The following is a 15,587-nucleotide window of genomic DNA, read 5'->3' on the forward strand; positions in this document are numbered from 1 at the left end:
TATTGTTTTTAGTCAAAATGTGATCACTACCTCATTTTGTTGATTATTCAGGCTGTGCAGCGCACAGATACGACGTGGCCGTGCGCAGGATAATCCTGTTTTATTATGGGGTTACGAGGGTAAATGCCGGATGAATCCGGCATGGATAGGGGGCTGGGTTATGGGTTTTTCTCAGCCATAAGTATTCACTCTGATGCGATACAGTGAAGTACCGGCAGTGATATAAAGTTCATCACCGTTCGGTCCGCCGAAAGTGCAATTTGATACCCGCTCAGGAACTGAAATCTTACCCAGTAATGTTGCTTGTGGGGTAAAAACCAGCACACCATCCGCACAACTGCAAAATAGATTGCCCGCATGATCGACACAGAATCCATCAGGGAAGCCCGGTGATATTTCTGCAAAAATACGGCCATCACCCAGTTGTAACCCAATTACGGGGTAAACCCGCAACTGCCGCCGGCCGAGGGTGGGGAAATCGACAATTGACATATCCGCCACATACAGCAGTTGTTCATCTGGCGAAAAAGCCAGCCCGTTTGGGCGCTGTAAGTCACAGGCCGCGATACGTAGTGCGCTATCTTTAGGATCGAAACAGTACAAATAGCAGCCAATAACCTGACTTTCTGATTTATAGCCCTCGTCGTCGCCGGTAATGCCATAAGGCGGATCGGTAAACCATAAGGTACCGTCTGATTTCACTACAATGTCGTTGGGCGAGTTAAAACGCTTGCCGTCGATACGATCAACCAATAGCGTGATATTGCCTTGTATATCAGTCTGGCTGATACCGCGTCGGCCATGCTCACAACTGACAATCGAGCCATTAGCCATACGGGCATTACCATTAGCAAAGTTGGACGGTGACCGGTAGAGGCTGAGTTCGCCGTCGCGACACCAGCGAAACATCCGGTTCCCTTTTACATCACTGAATACCACGGCATTTTCTTGTGGTAACCAGACCGGCCCTTCCGCCCAGATAGCCGGGGAGCATAAACATTCCAGTGGGCTATCGGCGGCCAACACCGCCGATAATTCATCGATACTTGTCTCAGCCAGCGTTAACATGGTCATGGTTGCTGCCTCCGACGGCGTATTTACGCCTGACTTATTTCACGCCCCAAATAGCTTTATAGTGACCCTGATAATCGTTCTGTGGGTCAAACATCTGTTTATCACCCCCGTCGCTGCTTATGTTGTCGCGGGTAACCAAATGAGCAGGAGTCACGTAGCCAGAGGGGGGCTGTTTGGCGAATGCACGGTTAAATTCATCCAGTAGTTGCCAGCCATGCAGTTTCAACGGCTCCGGCACCGTAGCTGACTGGCTGTCGCCAGAGCGGATGCGTTGATAGGCAGAAATAGAGCCATCCCCCGCCGAAATATTGTAAGGCGCGTTGTTGCCACCTTTACCCGCCGTTTTCAGGGCAGGGGCCATAAAATCAAAGTAGAGGTCGTTAATTGCTAAAGCGTATTGGAAGTTATCACCGTATTTTTGTAACAGGCTGAAGGTCATTGCTGGCATACGGTTGGCGGTATCTGCCAACGGGGTATCAATAAATTCAATCACCTGGCATCCGGTACATTTCTCAATGGTTTGTTTCATCACATTGGCTTTGTCCAACGCGATTTGATACAGCGAATCAGTGAAAATCAGGACCTTGGCCTGACCTTCTGATTTTGCTACGGCATACAGTGCAGCAATACGGGCTACATCATTGGAGTCGGAGGTAACATTATAAAAAATATTGTAATTCTTCACCGGACCCGGCTCTGGGACGGCATGCCAGGCGGTCAGCACAATACCTTGTGCAATGGCTTTTTTGAGTGGTATTTTCGCGACATTGGGATTCCAACCACCGATAACAATACCGTCAGGTTTTTGTGCAATCGCCTGATTTAATGATGATAACTGATCTTTAACCGAGCCTCCGCCATCAAGCGTTTCCAGCTTCCAGCCAGCGGCTTTGGCCGCTTGTGATAAGCCTTCTTGTACTCCCTGCACGCCGCCGTTTTTCATATCAGAAGCAATAAAAATAATATGCTTATTGGGTTGCAGTGCTGGGCCACTGGTGGGGCCATCCCATTCAGTCACCGTTGATGTGGCCTTACTGACTGCGGCCTTGGCTTCATCAAGATAGCTGTCAGCCCAGCCGGGTAATGCAGTGGCAAATACTGTGGTAAAAAGTAAGCCCTGTAGTATCAAATTGCGTTTCATATTCTGTTCCTTGGTGAGGTTAAGAATTTGTAGCTTTTTTAGTGTTGCCCGGCGTTTGGCTGGGCTTGACGGCTTTTTGATTCAATAATCTGCGCCGTTGGGCATAACCGGCTAAGGTGATGGAAAGCAGCAATGTGGCACCGTTAAACAAGGGTTCAACCCAGAACTCGCCACCGAATTGCTGAATACCTGCAATACCAATTGCCAGAATCGCAATCCCTACTACCGTTCCCCACACATTGACCCGGCCTGGGCGGATGGTAGTACTGCCGAGGAAGGCACCGACCAGTGCCGGTAACAGATAGTCCATACCGACACTGGCCTGGCCAACCCCTTGCTCCGAGGCGATGAGCACACCACTGAATCCTGTCAACACGCTGGAGGTGATAAATGCGCCGACAGTAAAACGGTTGACCGAAATCCCGTTAAGCCGAGCGGCTGCGGGATTCCCACCCACGGCATACATACAGCGGCCAAGCGGGGTATGTTCGGTAATGAGCCACAGCACCACAGCGATAATCAATACATAGAATGCAACAATAGGAATGCCGAATATCTCGGTATGGTGCAGCGCAATAAAAGCATCAGGAAGATCACCGACTATCTGACGGCCACCTGAGTGCCATAACGCGATGGCGTAAAGCACGGTGCCGGAGCCTAAGGTCGCCACAAAGCTATCAATGTCGGCTAATGCCACCAATATGCCGTTTAATAGCCCGTAAAGTGCTGAAATTATCAATACGGTTATGACGGCAGCCTGCCAGGAAAAACCGTATTGCACTTGCAGGGTTATCGCCAGAATGTGCCAGAGCACAATACCGAAACCGACGTTTAAATCGATCTTGCCGACAATCATCGGAATAGTGGCGGCCAGTGCCAGCAAAGCAATTTTTGATTTACTGGACAAAATAGCTTGCAAAGTGAGCATGGAAGCAAACGACGGGGTGGTCAGTGAGAACACCAGCACCAATAAAATACACAATAATAGTAAGCCGTAGCGCGTCATGGCCTGCATGGACCAGGCACCGAAACCGTGTTCACTCAGGCTGACTCGTTGTTCAAGCGCTGTCGATTTTATGGATGTTTTAGACATAACACTCTCCGAAACCTGAGCACCACAATGACACCGCGAGGGGCGATGTAACCATTAGCACAGGTCGCTGTTTTAAACGGATGTAACTTCCCCGGTGCTGGCAGACGCCAACTCCAATAAATTAGCGAACGAGACCTGCTGGTTACGCAGTTCACCAACCACTTCGCCACGGTTAAACACCAATGCCCGATTACAGATATGCGCGATCTCCTCTAAATCATTGGAAATCACCAAAACCGCCACACCTTCTGCTAATGATTTGTTTAATAAGTGATAAATCTCAGCACGTGCACCAACATCCACGCCGGCGGTGGGATCTTCAAGGATCAGTAATGGTGCGCCCAGGTGCATCCAGCGTGCCATAACCACTTTTTGTTGGTTACCGCCGGAAAGGGCGCTGATATCGATATTGACGTCTTTAGGTCGGACATCGAATAACTGCACTTTCCACCAACTTTCCCCCATTTCGCTGCGGGTGCTATAACGGGAAAGTAATTTGTGACCGCTGGCAATTGGGTTAATGAATAGGTTTTCGCGCACCGACATCGACATCACCAGACTTTCACCGGTGCGATCACCGGCCACCAGGGAAACACCTGCTGCCATAGCTTGCTGCGGTGAGGCGGCGGTATAGGGGCGGTCGCGGAAAATAATTTCACCCTGATCACAATGGCGTAAACCAAATAGCAGGCGGCCTAACTCTTCTTGGCCCGCCCCTCTTAGCCCCGCTAGTGCCAGCATTTCGCCTGGTTGCAGGCTGAAAGTAACCGGGCCAATCTCACCTACCACCACCGCGTTAAGCTGTAATACAGGTTTACTGGCTTCAGGTAACGGTTCACGCTGGGAGTCGCCCATGGCTTCACCAACAATCATTTGCACCAGATCACGCAATGAGTAATCGGCGGTATTCCCACCCGCAACATAGCGCCCATCGCGCATCACACACACCCGGTCGGCAATTTCAATCACTTCATCCAAACGATGAGTGACATAAATCATGCCAACATGTTTATCCCTCAGGCGGTTAATCACTTCAAATAAATGGCGGACATCGTTGGCGGGTAGAGAGGCGGTCGGCTCATCCAACACCAGTAGTTCGGCATTAACCGCAACGGCGCGGGCAATGGCCAATAATGACTTTTCAGTGCGCGACAGTTCAAACACGCGCGCATCAGGTGAGAGGTCAATGCCGATATCCTGCAAAGCCCGACGGGCTTGCTGGCGAATAGCGGACCAATTAATCAGACCGAATCGCCGCGGAAACCCCATCACCAACGCCATATTTTCGGCAACGGTCATCCAGTCAATTAGCCCTAAATCCTGATGGATAAAAGCAATAGGCTGACGAGTATCACTTTTAATTTCTGCGGCAGAACGTATGTTATTCCCCTGGAACAGGATATCGCCACTGTCCCGTGGGTAGACGCCCGCCAATACTTTGATTAGAGTAGATTTTCCTGCGCCGTTTTCGCCGAGCAATGCCAGTACTTCGCCCGGCATAACATCAAGACTGACATCGTTGACCGCAATATTGCCGCCAAATCCTTTGATGATATGGCGCATCGAGAGAATGGGTTGGCCCAATTCAGTGGTATTCATCAGTGTGACGCCCCTTATCCGGTGAATGTCTTGAGTGAAAGCATTCGCGATTTAGTGGTTATCGAGCATAAACTAGACTTTACATTTCAATATACGAAATCTGATTTCAAAAATAATATGCTGATATCTTCGCTAAAGCAAAAGAAGTGATGAATTAAGTTGCTATAAAAAACAAGCAGTTATTTATTTGTTTATGGAAATGTGACGAACTACGCACTTCTTATGTTGGATAAATGTTGCGAGATACGGCGCCAGGGATGATAACGAAACACTGTTTCGTGCTTCACACAGACTGCGGCTTTGGAGTACCATTTCATGCTAAACAACAAGGATATCGTCTATGGCCCTTACACTCACAGATGACAAGAAAGATAAGCCGTTAGGCAGCCAAAGTCTGTTCCGCGGGCTGCAACTGATTGAGATATTAAGTAATTACCCTAATGGCTGCCCATTGGCGCATTTATCTGAATTGGCCGGGATGAACAAAAGTACCGTTCATCGGTTATTGCAGGGGCTACATACCTGTGGCTATGTCACTCAGGCGCCTTCTCCAGGCAGTTATCGGCTGACAACCAAGTTCATCTCAATTGGCCAAAAAGCACTGTCATCACTGAATATTATCCATGTCGCGGCCCCACATTTAGAACAACTCAATCTTGAACTTGGTGAGACAGTCAATTTTTCAACCCGCGAAGATGACCACGTTATCCTGATTTATAAGTTAGAACCTACCACCGGCATGATGCGCACCCGCGCTTATATCGGGCAGCATATGCCACTGTACTGCTCGGCGATGGGTAAGATATTTATGGCGTACGGTAAAAGTGACTATCCAGATGATTATTGGCAGAGCCATCAGCATGAGATTCAGCCGCTGACGCACAATACCATCACCGAATTACCCAAAATGTACCAGGAACTGGCAGATATTCGTCAAGCAGGGCTGGCGATGGATCGTGAAGAGAATGAGCTAGGTGTATCTTGTGTGGCGGCTCCTGTTTTTGATATTCAGCAACGGGTACCGTACTCCGTTTCAGTTTCCCTGCCCACAGCCAAACTGCAACAGGTGGGGGTAAAAACCCTGATTAAACCTATTCTGGCTACGGCCCAGCGTATTTCGCAGGAATTGGGGTTTGTGACACCGTAACATATAATTTGTCTGTATGGGGTATTCCAGTGGTCGGGATAGCCCTCATCTCCGTTGTTTGTCTTTAGCTATTATCGAAATCCCTAATTCTAAAACAGACACATTTTTTATCAGCAGAACGCGTTTTAGTCATTGGGAGCACGGTATGGTTGGCCCATTTATTAACAGTGCAGGCATTATCCTGGGGGGGATAGTTGGCGTATTACTCGCGCGTCATGTCCCTAAGCGTTTACAGGAAGGGTTACCGGCTACGTTTGCGCTAGCTTCTATCTCCATCGGTATTGTGATGGTGGTAAAAGTACATTTTATGCCAGCGGTTATTTTGGCGTTGATTATCGGGACAGCCGTAGGGGAGTTATTATCCCTTGAGCAAGGGGTAAAATGGGGGGCAAATAAAACCCGTATAATGTTGGAACGAGTTATTCCATCACGCAGTACATTGCCGCCTCAGGAGTTTGCGCAGAGTTTCACCGCGATGATTGTGCTGTTTTGTGCTAGTGGACTGGGCGTTGTCGGTTCGTTGACTGAAGGCATTACTGGTGATTTTCAACTGCTATTTGTCAAAGCGTTAATGGACTTCTTCACCGCGCTGATATTCTCCATCTCGCTCGGTATCGCGCTGGTGGCTATTGCTGTGCCGCAATTGTTGATCCAAATTGCATTGGTTTTGTTGGCTAAACTCATCATGCCGTATATGGATGATATTGCCTTTGCTGATTTTTCCGCCTGCGGTGGGATTATTATGATTGCAGTGGGGTTACGTATTGCACAAATTAAAATATTCGCGGTGGTGAATTTCCTGCCCGCGCTATTGTTTGTGGTACCCATATCCTATTTATGGCGCTACTTGATGGGATAATCTGTGGAGCGGAAAGATGATTTCTAAAACGGTAGGCTTCTCTGCACAGATTTATCATTGAAGCGACCGTTTCAGATTTATTTAGTTGACTGTTTTAATTGGTTATTTTTTTAATTAGCCAATTTTCCGACACAAAAACTTACCCTTAATCACGCCATCAAAAAAACGACCTTTCGAAACCACGGACATAAAATTCTGATGAACGCGCTCCGGGACGCCAAGATATTGATAAATCCCTTGTTCGCGAAATTGTATCTCCAGCATGCGATTTTCAGGATCATAACCAATCGACAGAATTCTGGAAGATGTAACAGGTTGTCGCTGCACTAGTTGACCCTCAGTTGTACGGTATTGATATTATAGTGATCGTAGAGCAGTTTGAGCTTGATAACTTTGTCGGTGATCATTATCACCGTTTGGCTGTAGTATTAATAGATTATTCGCTAGGTATTATTCTATCCGTGACGACCGATTGCGGAGCTACACCCTCTTTATTGGCATTGGGTCGATCATGCCAGGAGCGGATTGAACTGCCATTCTAAATACAAAAACTGGACGTAATTGCCCGGTCTATTCATCACTCTTCAGGGATGCTGGCTTAAGGCTGAAACCAATCATCAGCACTTTCCCATGTTTCTTGTAAAATCTCTTCTACTGCTTTCTTATCATCTGGCGCACCACCTAGAACTGATAGACCATCAGCGCCCGCAAACCTTACTTTCACATCAATATCGTCAAATTTCCTCCCAAGCCGCTTATCCAACTCTTCAGTGAGTGCGTCGGTGTATCCTGCCGGGAATTTATTGATATTAAGCTTATCTATTGTCACTTCGATACGTAGCATGATGTTGCCCTTAACTGTGATAGCCGTTGCTAGTGTGGCTGGTCGTTCCCCGATTCGATGTAGTCTACGCGTTTTTGTCATGCCCTAATCAGTTCTTTAGTCGCAATATGGCAAATTCGCCGAGGGTAACGTCGACAGCAACATCGCTGAGTGAAGTGACCAATTATCAGATAATTATCACTCTTTAACGGGGCAGGGATGCCTGATAAAGAAATCATTCTGAGTGGATAAACCAATAATGAGGATGTTAGTATGGTTCGTCCGTTATAGCGTCACACCCTATGTGCAAAACAAGTTGTGTACATATGAGTGTATATATCAGGCAAAGTAAAGTCGGATAGCGTTTATAACATATTGATTTTAAATAGTATTAGACTTTTGCATGTGATCTGTCGTGTGGGTCACCACTGTAGATAAGGAATTAGAATGCCCGTTATTACCCTTCCTGACGGCAGTCAGCGTCATTTCGATCACGCCGTTTCTGCTCTCGATGTTGCCTTGGATATCGGCCCTGGTTTGGCAAAAGCCTGTATTGCTGGTCGAGTTAATGGCGAACTGGTCGATGCCAGAGACTTGATCGAATCTGATGCCCAACTGGCTATTATCACCACCAAAGATGCTGAAGGTCTGGAGATTCTCCGCCACTCTTGTGCACACTTATTGGGGCACGCAATCAAGCAACTTTGGCCTGATACCAAAATGGCCATCGGCCCGGTTATCGACAACGGTTTCTATTACGATGTAGATATCGACCGCACCTTGACGCAGGAAGATCTGGATCTGCTGGAGAAGCGGATGCATGAACTTGCCGATAAAGATTACGATGTAATCAAGAAGAAAGTCAGTTGGCAAGAAGCCCGCGACACTTTTGCTGCTCGTGGTGAAGATTATAAAGTGGCGATTCTCGATGAGAATATTAGCCGCGATGATCATCCTGGTTTGTATCACCATGAAGAATACGTTGATATGTGTCGTGGCCCGCACGTACCGAATATGCGTTTCTGCCATCACTTTAAATTGCAGAAAACATCCGGTGCTTATTGGCGTGGCGATAGCAAAAATAAAATGCTGCAACGTATTTATGGCACGGCTTGGGGTGATAAGAAGCAACTAAATGCTTATCTGCAACGTCTGGAAGAAGCGGGCAAACGCGACCATCGTAAGATTGGTAAGCAATTGGACCTTTACCACATGCAGGAAGAAGCACCAGGTATGGTGTTCTGGCATAACGACGGTTGGACTATCTTCCGTGAACTGGAAACTTTTGTGCGGACCAAGCTCAAAGAGTACCAGTATCAGGAAGTGAAAGGGCCGTTTATGATGGACCGCGTACTGTGGGAAAAGACCGGACATTGGGAAAACTATGCTGAGCATATGTTCACCACATCGTCTGAAAACCGCGAGTATTGCATCAAACCAATGAACTGCCCAGGGCACGTGCAGATTTTCAACCAAGGGTTGAAATCATACCGTGACTTGCCATTGCGTATGGCTGAGTTCGGTAGCTGCCACCGTAATGAGCCTTCAGGCGCACTGCATGGTTTAATGCGTGTCCGTGGTTTCACTCAGGATGATGCACACATTTTCTGTACCGAAGAGCAGGTTCGCGATGAAGTGAATAGCTGTATCAAGATGGTGTACGACATGTACAGCACTTTTGGCTTCGAGAAAATTGTGGTTAAGCTGTCTACCCGCCCTGAAAAACGGATTGGGAGTGATGATCTGTGGACCCGTGCCGAAGATGATTTGGCCGCTGCGCTGACTGAAAATGGTATTCCATTTGATTATCAGCCGGGTGAGGGAGCGTTTTACGGTCCGAAAATTGAGTTTACCTTGCATGATTGTTTGGATCGCGCGTGGCAGTGTGGTACCGTACAGCTCGATTTCTCATTACCGGGCCGCTTAAGTGCGTCTTACATCGGCGAAAATAACGATCGTCAGGTGCCAGTAATGATTCACCGGGCTATTTTGGGGTCAATGGAGCGCTTCATCGGTATTTTAACCGAAGAGTATGCAGGCTTCTTCCCAACGTGGTTAGCTCCGGTACAAGTCGTGGTGATGAATATCACCGATAGTCAGTCTGATTATGTCCAACAAGTGACCAAAAAACTGCAAGATGCAGGGATTAGGGCAAAAGCGGACTTGAGAAATGAGAAGATTGGCTTTAAAATTCGTGAACATACGTTGCGTCGGGTTCCATATATGTTGGTCTGTGGCGATAAAGAGGTCGAATCAGGCAAAATTGCCGTTCGTACCCGCCGTGGTAAAGACTTAGGAAGCTTGGACGTCAACGTGGTCGTAGACCAGCTGCTAGCAGAAATTCGCAGCCGTAGTCTTCATCAACTGGAGGAATAAAGTATTAAAGGCGGAAAACGAGTTCAACCGGCGCGTCCTAATCGCATCAACAAAGAGATTCGCGCCACAGAAGTTCGCTTAACAGGCGTCGATGGTGAGCAGATTGGCATTGTCAGTCTGAATGAAGCTCTTGAAAAAGCTGAGGAAGCTGGTGTTGATTTAGTAGAAATCAGTCCGAATGCCGAGCCGCCGGTTTGCCGAATCATGGATTACGGCAAATTCCTCTATGAGAAGAGCAAGTCGACAAAAGAACAGAAGAAGAAGCAAAAAGTCATACAGGTCAAGGAAATCAAATTCCGTCCTGGTACCGATGATGGCGACTATCAGGTCAAACTACGCAACCTGATTCGCTTTCTGGAAGATGGCGATAAAGCCAAAATCACCCTGCGATTCCGTGGGCGTGAAATGGCGCACCAGCAGATCGGCATGGAAGTCCTTAACCGTGTCAAAAAAGATCTGACTGAAGATTCTGATTTGGCTGTCGTGGAGTCTTTCCCGACTCGTATCGAAGGCCGTCAGATGATCATGGTGCTCGCACCTAAGAAGAGACAGTAAGGCACTCAAGTAATAGGCCTCTTTCTGCTTGCAGAGTAGGGGTCTGTTCGCCTAGCTAGCTCGTTGTAATTAACAATGCGAAGTGGATATATTCAATGCCAAAAATTAAGACAGTACGCGGCGCCGCTAAGCGCTTTAAAAAAACCGGTGCCGGTGGTTTTAAGCGTAAGCATGCCAACCTGCGTCATATTTTGACCAAAAAAGCTACTAAGCGTAAACGTCATTTACGTCCAAAAGGCATGGTATCTAAGAACGATCTAGGTTTGGTCGTAGCATGTCTGCCATACGCATAAGTAATTTTGGTTTGAATTAAGACGATAGGAGAAGTAAATGGCTCGCGTAAAACGTGGTGTGGTAGCTCGTGCACGTCACAAAAAAATATTAAAGCAGGCGAAAGGTTACTACGGTGCCCGTTCGCGCGTTTATCGTGTTGCTTTCCAGGCAGTAATCAAGGCAGGCCAATACGCCTACCGTGACCGCCGTCAACGGAAGCGTCAATTCCGCCAACTGTGGATTGCACGTATCAACGCAGCTGCTCGTCAGAATGGTCTGTCTTACAGCCGTTTCATCAATGGTCTGAAAAAGGCTTCTGTTGAGATCGACCGTAAGATCCTGGCTGACATCGCAGTATTCGATAAAGTGGCATTCTCTGCACTGGTCGAAAAAGCGAAAGTAGCTCTGGCGTAAGTCAGAATTGAAGAGGGAGCTTGTCTCCCTCTTTTAATCTTTATCTTCTTGGTAAGAAGGTTTTTTGTATGATACACGCAGTTAATTTTCGCTTCTTTTTTTACTTTAGCGCCTGATTTCAGGAGGCTTGCGCGTAAGAATAGAAACGAAAAATAGCGCCTAAGCCTCCCATCGTGGAGGCTTTTTTGTTTTTACTCTACGGCACTTACCGTGACTAGAGTGCAGATATCACTAATAGTGATATCTTGCTGATTTTGTGTAAAAAATTTATTTCAGTTATCGGGGTTTAACTCATTATATATATCCAAAGTTATTGGAGTTGCAGGTAGGCAGCAAGCGAGTAAATCCCGATGAGCTTACATAGGTAAGTGATTCGGGTGAGTGAGCGTAGCTAACACTCCAGCAGCTTCAAGAACAAAGGATATAACTACAAGCGGGCCATACTGGCCAGAGGAAGAGAGAACAATGCCACATCTCGCAGAGCTGGTTGCCAAAGCTAAAGCAGCCGTAGAAGATGCCCAAGATGTTGCCGCGTTGGATTTGGTACGCGTCGAATATCTAGGTAAAAAAGGCCATTTGACCCTTCAAATGACATCACTGCGCGAGCTGCCAGCTGAAGAGCGTCCGGCAGCGGGGGCCGTTATTAATCAGGCCAAGCAGGAAGTACAAGAAGCGCTTAATGCACGCAAGGACAAGCTGGAATCAGCGGTCATGAATGCCCGATTGGCAGCCGAAACCATTGATGTCTCTCTACCGGGGCGTCGTATGGAAAATGGTGGGTTGCATCCGGTTACCCGCACTATCGATCGTATCGAAACGTTCTTTGGTGAGTTGGGCTTTTCCGTTGAGTCTGGCCCGGAAATTGAAGATGACTATCATAACTTCGATGCATTGAATATTCCGGCTCATCACCCAGCGCGTGCTGACCACGACACCTTCTGGTTTGATGCTACCCGGTTGCTGCGCACGCAGACCTCGGGCGTGCAAATTCGCACCATGAAAACCCAGCAGCCACCTATTCGAATTATCGTGCCGGGCCGTGTGTATCGTAATGATTACGACCAAACGCACACTCCAATGTTCCATCAAATGGAAGGGCTGATTGTTGACCGTGATATCAGCTTCACCAATTTGAAAGGCACCTTGCATGACTTCTTGCGTAATTTCTTCGAAGAAGATTTGCAAATTCGTTTCCGCCCTTCCTATTTTCCGTTTACCGAACCGTCCGCTGAAGTGGATGTGATGGGTAAAAATGGTAAATGGCTTGAAGTGCTTGGTTGCGGCATGGTGCATCCAAATGTATTGCGAAACGTCGGTATTGATCCTGATATTTATTCAGGTTTTGCATTCGGTATGGGGATGGAACGCTTAACTATGTTGCGTTACGGCGTCACCGATTTGCGGGCATTCTTCGAAAATGATCTGCGTTTCCTCAAACAGTTTAAGTAAGGCGGGAATATCTCATGAAATTCAGTGAACTTTGGTTACGCGAATGGGTAAACCCAGCCATTAGTAGTGATGACCTGGCCCATCAAATCACTATGGCCGGTTTAGAAGTTGATGGTGTAGATGCGGTTGCGGGCGAATTCAATGGTGTCGTTGTCGGTCATGTTGTCGAATGTGGCCAACATCCCAACGCCGATAAACTGCGGGTGACCAAAATTGATGTAGGCGGTGACCGCTTATTGGATATCGTGTGTGGTGCACCGAACTGTCGTCAGGGCTTGAAAGTCGCTGTTGCGACTGTTGGTGCTGTGCTGCCGGGCGATTTCAAAATCAAAGCTGCCAAACTGCGTGGTGAACCATCAGAAGGCATGCTGTGCTCTTTCTCTGAGCTGGCTATTTCAGAAGATAGTGACGGTATTATTGAACTGCCTGCTGATGCGCCTATTGGTGTCGATCTGCGTGAATATCTGCATCTGGACGATAAAACCATTGAAATCAGTGTGACACCAAACCGTGCCGATTGCTTGGGCATTATTGGTGTCGCGCGCGATGTGGCGGTTGTGAATCAATTGCCATTAATCGAACCGGATATGAGTCCTGTTGCGGCTTCCATTTCAGATACATTCCCAATCCATGTAGAAGCTCCGCAGGCTTGTCCGCGCTATCTGGGCCGAGTAGTTAAAGGGATTAACGTTAAGGCTGCAACACCATTGTGGATGCGAGAGAAACTGCGCCGCTGTGGTATTCGTTCGATTGATCCGGTGGTAGACGTTACTAACTTTGTGTTGCTGGAGTTAGGCCAGCCAATGCATGCGTTTGATCTGGACCGTATTGAAGGCGGGATTATTGTTCGCCTGGCGGCTGAAGGTGAAGAATTAACACTGCTGGATGGCACAAAAGCCAAATTGAATGCAGATACGCTGGTCATTGCTGATCAGCATAAGCCGTTGGCGATGGCCGGTATCTTTGGTGGTGAACATTCAGGTGTTAACGAAGCAACCCGCAATGTCTTGCTGGAATCCGCTTTCTTCAATCCATTATCAATTACTGGTCGTGCGCGTCGCCACGGTTTGCATACCGATGCATCTCACCGCTATGAGCGTGGTGTCGACCCTGCGTTACAGCATAAAGCGATTGAGCGTGCGACACGTCTGCTAATTGATATCTGTGGTGGTGAAGCGGGGCCGGTAATTGACGTGACCGCGGCCGCAGAATTACCAAAATGCGCCACCATCACGCTACACCGTGAGAAATTGGATCGGTTGATTGGTCATCATGTCCCTTCACCGCAGGTGAGTGACATTCTGCGCCGGCTCGGTTGTCAGGTGACTGAACTCGGTTCTGATTGGCGGGCAGTAGCGCCAAGCTGGCGTTTCGATATGGAAATCGAAGAAGATCTGGTGGAAGAAGTTGCCCGCATCTACGGTTATAACAATATCCCGGATGTGCCTATCAAAGCTGATTTGGTGATGACCAAACATCGCGAAGCTGATTTATCATTGAAGCGTGTAAAAACCGCTTTAGTCGATCGCGGCTATCAGGAAGCAATTACTTACAGTTTTGTTGACCCGAAAGTACAAGCACTTCTGCACCCACAGCAAGACGCATTAATTTTGCCAAGCCCTATCTCGATTGAGATGTCTGCGATGCGCTTATCATTGTTGACAGGTTTACTGTCAGCAGTGGTTTATAACCAGAATCGCCAGCAATCTCGCTTGCGTTTATTTGAAAGTGGGTTACGCTTTGTACCTGATAGTACAGCAGATCTCGGGGTTAGACAGGATGTAATGCTAGCCGGTGTCATTGCTGGCCACCGTTTTGAAGAGCATTGGGATCTGGCGCGTCAGCCAATCGACTTCTATGATTTGAAAGGTGATCTGGAAGCAATTCTGGAACTTACCGGCAAATTATCTGATGTTCAGTTCCGTGCACAAGCACATCCTGCACTGCATCCAGGGCAGAGTGCGGCAATTTATTTAGCAGGGGAACACATTGGTTTCATTGGTGTAGTTCATCCTGAGTTGGAACGTAAGCTGAGTCTAAATGGTCGGACTGTGGTGTTTGAAGTGCAGTGGAACAAGCTCGCAGACCGCGCTGTGCCTCAGGCCAGCGAGATTTCACGCTTCCCAGCAAACCGTCGTGACATCGCCGTTGTGGTGGCTGAAAACGTCCCCGCAGAAGATATTTTGGCGGAGTGTAAGAAAGTTGGCGCAAATCAGGTAGTTGGCGTAAACTTGTTTGATGTGTACCGTGGCAAGGGCGTAGCAGAGGGCTATAAGAGTCTGGCTATTAGTCTGGTGTTGCAGGATACCGCACGTACACTGGAAGAAGAGGAGATCGCCGCTACCGTTGCAAGATGTGTAGAGGCGTTAAAACAGCGATTCCAAGCATCCTTGAGGGATTGAACCTATGGCGCTTACTAAAGCTGAAATGTCAGAACATCTGTTTGAAAAGCTAGGGCTTAGCAAACGTGATGCCAAAGATCTGGTTGAGTTATTCTTTGAGGAAGTACGTCGTGCTCTCGAGAATGGCGAACAGGTCAAACTGTCTGGCTTTGGCAATTTTGATCTGCGAGACAAGAACCAACGTCCGGGCCGTAATCCGAAGACGGGTGAGGACATTCCTATTACGGCGCGCCGTGTGGTGACTTTCCGTCCAGGGCAAAAGCTAAAAAGCCGGGTAGAGAGTGCTACTCCAAAAGAGTAAGTATTTCCCCAAACAAAAGGCCGCGCAAGCGGCCTTTTTCTTGCCTGTACCTCATTGAGAATCATCGATTTTATTTTATAA

The 15,587-nt window shown here is 47.8% G+C and carries 15 protein-coding genes and 1 other annotated feature; of the genes, 9 read left to right on the top strand and 6 right to left on the bottom strand.

The features are described from left to right. Window positions 1-171 precede the first annotated feature (171 nt). From V1952_RS13695 to V1952_RS13710, 4 genes are all read right to left on the bottom strand, one after another. Entirely contained in the window at window positions 172-1,074 is a 903-nt protein-coding gene (locus V1952_RS13695) for an SMP-30/gluconolactonase/LRE family protein (protein WP_420074928.1), read from the bottom strand. Window positions 1,075-1,108: 34 nt separating this feature from the next. Next, window positions 1,109-2,215: a substrate-binding domain-containing protein gene (locus tag V1952_RS13700; RefSeq protein WP_420071740.1), complete on the bottom strand. Its 1,107-nt coding sequence runs from the start codon at window positions 2,213-2,215 to the stop codon at window positions 1,109-1,111. 19 nt (window positions 2,216-2,234) lie between these two features. Continuing rightward, window positions 2,235-3,308, bottom strand: coding sequence for an ABC transporter permease (locus V1952_RS13705; protein ID WP_372559151.1), 1,074 nt, complete (start codon window positions 3,306-3,308; stop codon window positions 2,235-2,237). A 72-nt stretch (window positions 3,309-3,380) separates the two neighbouring features. Next, window positions 3,381-4,907 carry a sugar ABC transporter ATP-binding protein gene (locus tag V1952_RS13710; RefSeq protein WP_420074929.1) on the bottom strand — a complete coding sequence of 509 codons (1,527 nt, stop codon included), beginning with the start codon at window positions 4,905-4,907 and terminating at the stop codon, window positions 3,381-3,383. Window positions 4,908-5,247: 340 nt separating this feature from the next. Between V1952_RS13710 and V1952_RS13715 the strand changes: the two genes are divergently transcribed. Then, on the top strand, window positions 5,248-6,054 hold the full coding sequence (locus V1952_RS13715; RefSeq protein ID WP_372559149.1) for an IclR family transcriptional regulator: 807 nt from the start codon (window positions 5,248-5,250) through the stop codon (window positions 6,052-6,054). A gap of 145 nt (window positions 6,055-6,199) precedes the next feature. Beyond that, on the top strand, window positions 6,200-6,913 hold the full coding sequence (locus tag V1952_RS13720) for a DUF554 domain-containing protein (RefSeq protein ID WP_083163605.1): 714 nt from the start codon (window positions 6,200-6,202) through the stop codon (window positions 6,911-6,913). A gap of 114 nt (window positions 6,914-7,027) precedes the next feature. Here V1952_RS13720 and V1952_RS13725 read toward each other — a convergent pair whose 3' ends face one another. Together V1952_RS13725 and V1952_RS13730 are read right to left on the bottom strand one after the other, a co-directional pair. Further along, entirely contained in the window at window positions 7,028-7,240 is a 213-nt protein-coding gene (locus V1952_RS13725; RefSeq protein ID WP_005161573.1) for a KTSC domain-containing protein, read from the bottom strand. Window positions 7,241-7,511: 271 nt separating this feature from the next. Continuing rightward, a complete protein-coding gene (locus tag V1952_RS13730; RefSeq protein WP_372559148.1) occupies window positions 7,512-7,757 on the bottom strand; it encodes a DinI-like family protein in 246 nt (81 codons plus the stop codon). A gap of 426 nt (window positions 7,758-8,183) precedes the next feature. Between V1952_RS13730 and thrS the strand changes: the two genes are divergently transcribed. From thrS to ihfA, 7 genes are all read left to right on the top strand, one after another. Beyond that, entirely contained in the window at window positions 8,184-10,112 is a 1,929-nt protein-coding gene (thrS, locus tag V1952_RS13735; protein WP_083158695.1) for a threonine--tRNA ligase, read from the top strand. Between the two features lie 3 nt (window positions 10,113-10,115). Beyond that, window positions 10,116-10,667, top strand: a complete 552-nt coding sequence (gene infC / locus V1952_RS13740; protein WP_011816226.1) for a translation initiation factor IF-3 — start codon at window positions 10,116-10,118, stop codon at window positions 10,665-10,667. A 95-nt stretch (window positions 10,668-10,762) separates the two neighbouring features. After that, window positions 10,763-10,960 (top strand): 50S ribosomal protein L35, encoded by a 198-nt coding sequence (gene rpmI, locus V1952_RS13745; RefSeq protein WP_004713020.1) that lies wholly within the window; start codon window positions 10,763-10,765, stop codon window positions 10,958-10,960. A 37-nt stretch (window positions 10,961-10,997) separates the two neighbouring features. Beyond that, window positions 10,998-11,354, top strand: a complete 357-nt coding sequence (gene rplT / locus V1952_RS13750; protein ID WP_004706556.1) for a 50S ribosomal protein L20 — start codon at window positions 10,998-11,000, stop codon at window positions 11,352-11,354. 67 nt (window positions 11,355-11,421) lie between these two features. Continuing rightward, window positions 11,422-11,544: a sequence feature (Phe leader region), on the top strand. Between the two features lie 275 nt (window positions 11,545-11,819). Next, on the top strand, window positions 11,820-12,803 hold the full coding sequence (gene pheS / locus V1952_RS13755; RefSeq protein ID WP_083158696.1) for a phenylalanine--tRNA ligase subunit alpha: 984 nt from the start codon (window positions 11,820-11,822) through the stop codon (window positions 12,801-12,803). A gap of 14 nt (window positions 12,804-12,817) precedes the next feature. Then, on the top strand, window positions 12,818-15,205 hold the full coding sequence (gene pheT / locus V1952_RS13760) for a phenylalanine--tRNA ligase subunit beta (RefSeq protein ID WP_372559146.1): 2,388 nt from the start codon (window positions 12,818-12,820) through the stop codon (window positions 15,203-15,205). Between the two features lie 4 nt (window positions 15,206-15,209). Then, window positions 15,210-15,506: an integration host factor subunit alpha gene (gene ihfA, locus V1952_RS13765; protein WP_002211830.1), complete on the top strand. Its 297-nt coding sequence runs from the start codon at window positions 15,210-15,212 to the stop codon at window positions 15,504-15,506. Window positions 15,507-15,587: the final 81 nt, after the last annotated feature.

The organism is Yersinia sp. 2542 StPb PI, assembly GCF_048593855.1.
Classification (GTDB): Bacteria; Pseudomonadota; Gammaproteobacteria; order Enterobacterales; family Enterobacteriaceae; genus Yersinia; species Yersinia enterocolitica_E.

Excerpts from the sequence above, each read along its gene's own strand:
- V1952_RS13695 (WP_420074928.1), bottom strand. The coding sequence starts at position 1,074 with ATGACCATGTTAACGCTGGCTGAGACAAGTATCGATGAATTATCGGCG.
- V1952_RS13700 (WP_420071740.1), bottom strand. The coding sequence starts at position 2,215 with ATGAAACGCAATTTGATACTACAGGGCTTACTTTTTACCACAGTATTT.
- V1952_RS13705 (WP_372559151.1), bottom strand. The coding sequence starts at position 3,308 with ATGTCTAAAACATCCATAAAATCGACAGCGCTTGAACAACGAGTCAGC.
- V1952_RS13710 (WP_420074929.1), bottom strand. The coding sequence starts at position 4,907 with ATGAATACCACTGAATTGGGCCAACCCATTCTCTCGATGCGCCATATC.
- V1952_RS13715 (WP_372559149.1), top strand. The coding sequence starts at position 5,248 with ATGGCCCTTACACTCACAGATGACAAGAAAGATAAGCCGTTAGGCAGC.
- V1952_RS13720 (WP_083163605.1), top strand. The coding sequence starts at position 6,200 with ATGGTTGGCCCATTTATTAACAGTGCAGGCATTATCCTGGGGGGGATA.
- V1952_RS13730 (WP_372559148.1), bottom strand. The coding sequence starts at position 7,757 with ATGCTACGTATCGAAGTGACAATAGATAAGCTTAATATCAATAAATTC.
- thrS (WP_083158695.1), top strand. The coding sequence starts at position 8,184 with ATGCCCGTTATTACCCTTCCTGACGGCAGTCAGCGTCATTTCGATCAC.
- rpmI (WP_004713020.1), top strand. The coding sequence starts at position 10,763 with ATGCCAAAAATTAAGACAGTACGCGGCGCCGCTAAGCGCTTTAAAAAA.
- rplT (WP_004706556.1), top strand. The coding sequence starts at position 10,998 with ATGGCTCGCGTAAAACGTGGTGTGGTAGCTCGTGCACGTCACAAAAAA.
- pheS (WP_083158696.1), top strand. The coding sequence starts at position 11,820 with ATGCCACATCTCGCAGAGCTGGTTGCCAAAGCTAAAGCAGCCGTAGAA.
- pheT (WP_372559146.1), top strand. The coding sequence starts at position 12,818 with ATGAAATTCAGTGAACTTTGGTTACGCGAATGGGTAAACCCAGCCATT.
- ihfA (WP_002211830.1), top strand. The coding sequence starts at position 15,210 with ATGGCGCTTACTAAAGCTGAAATGTCAGAACATCTGTTTGAAAAGCTA.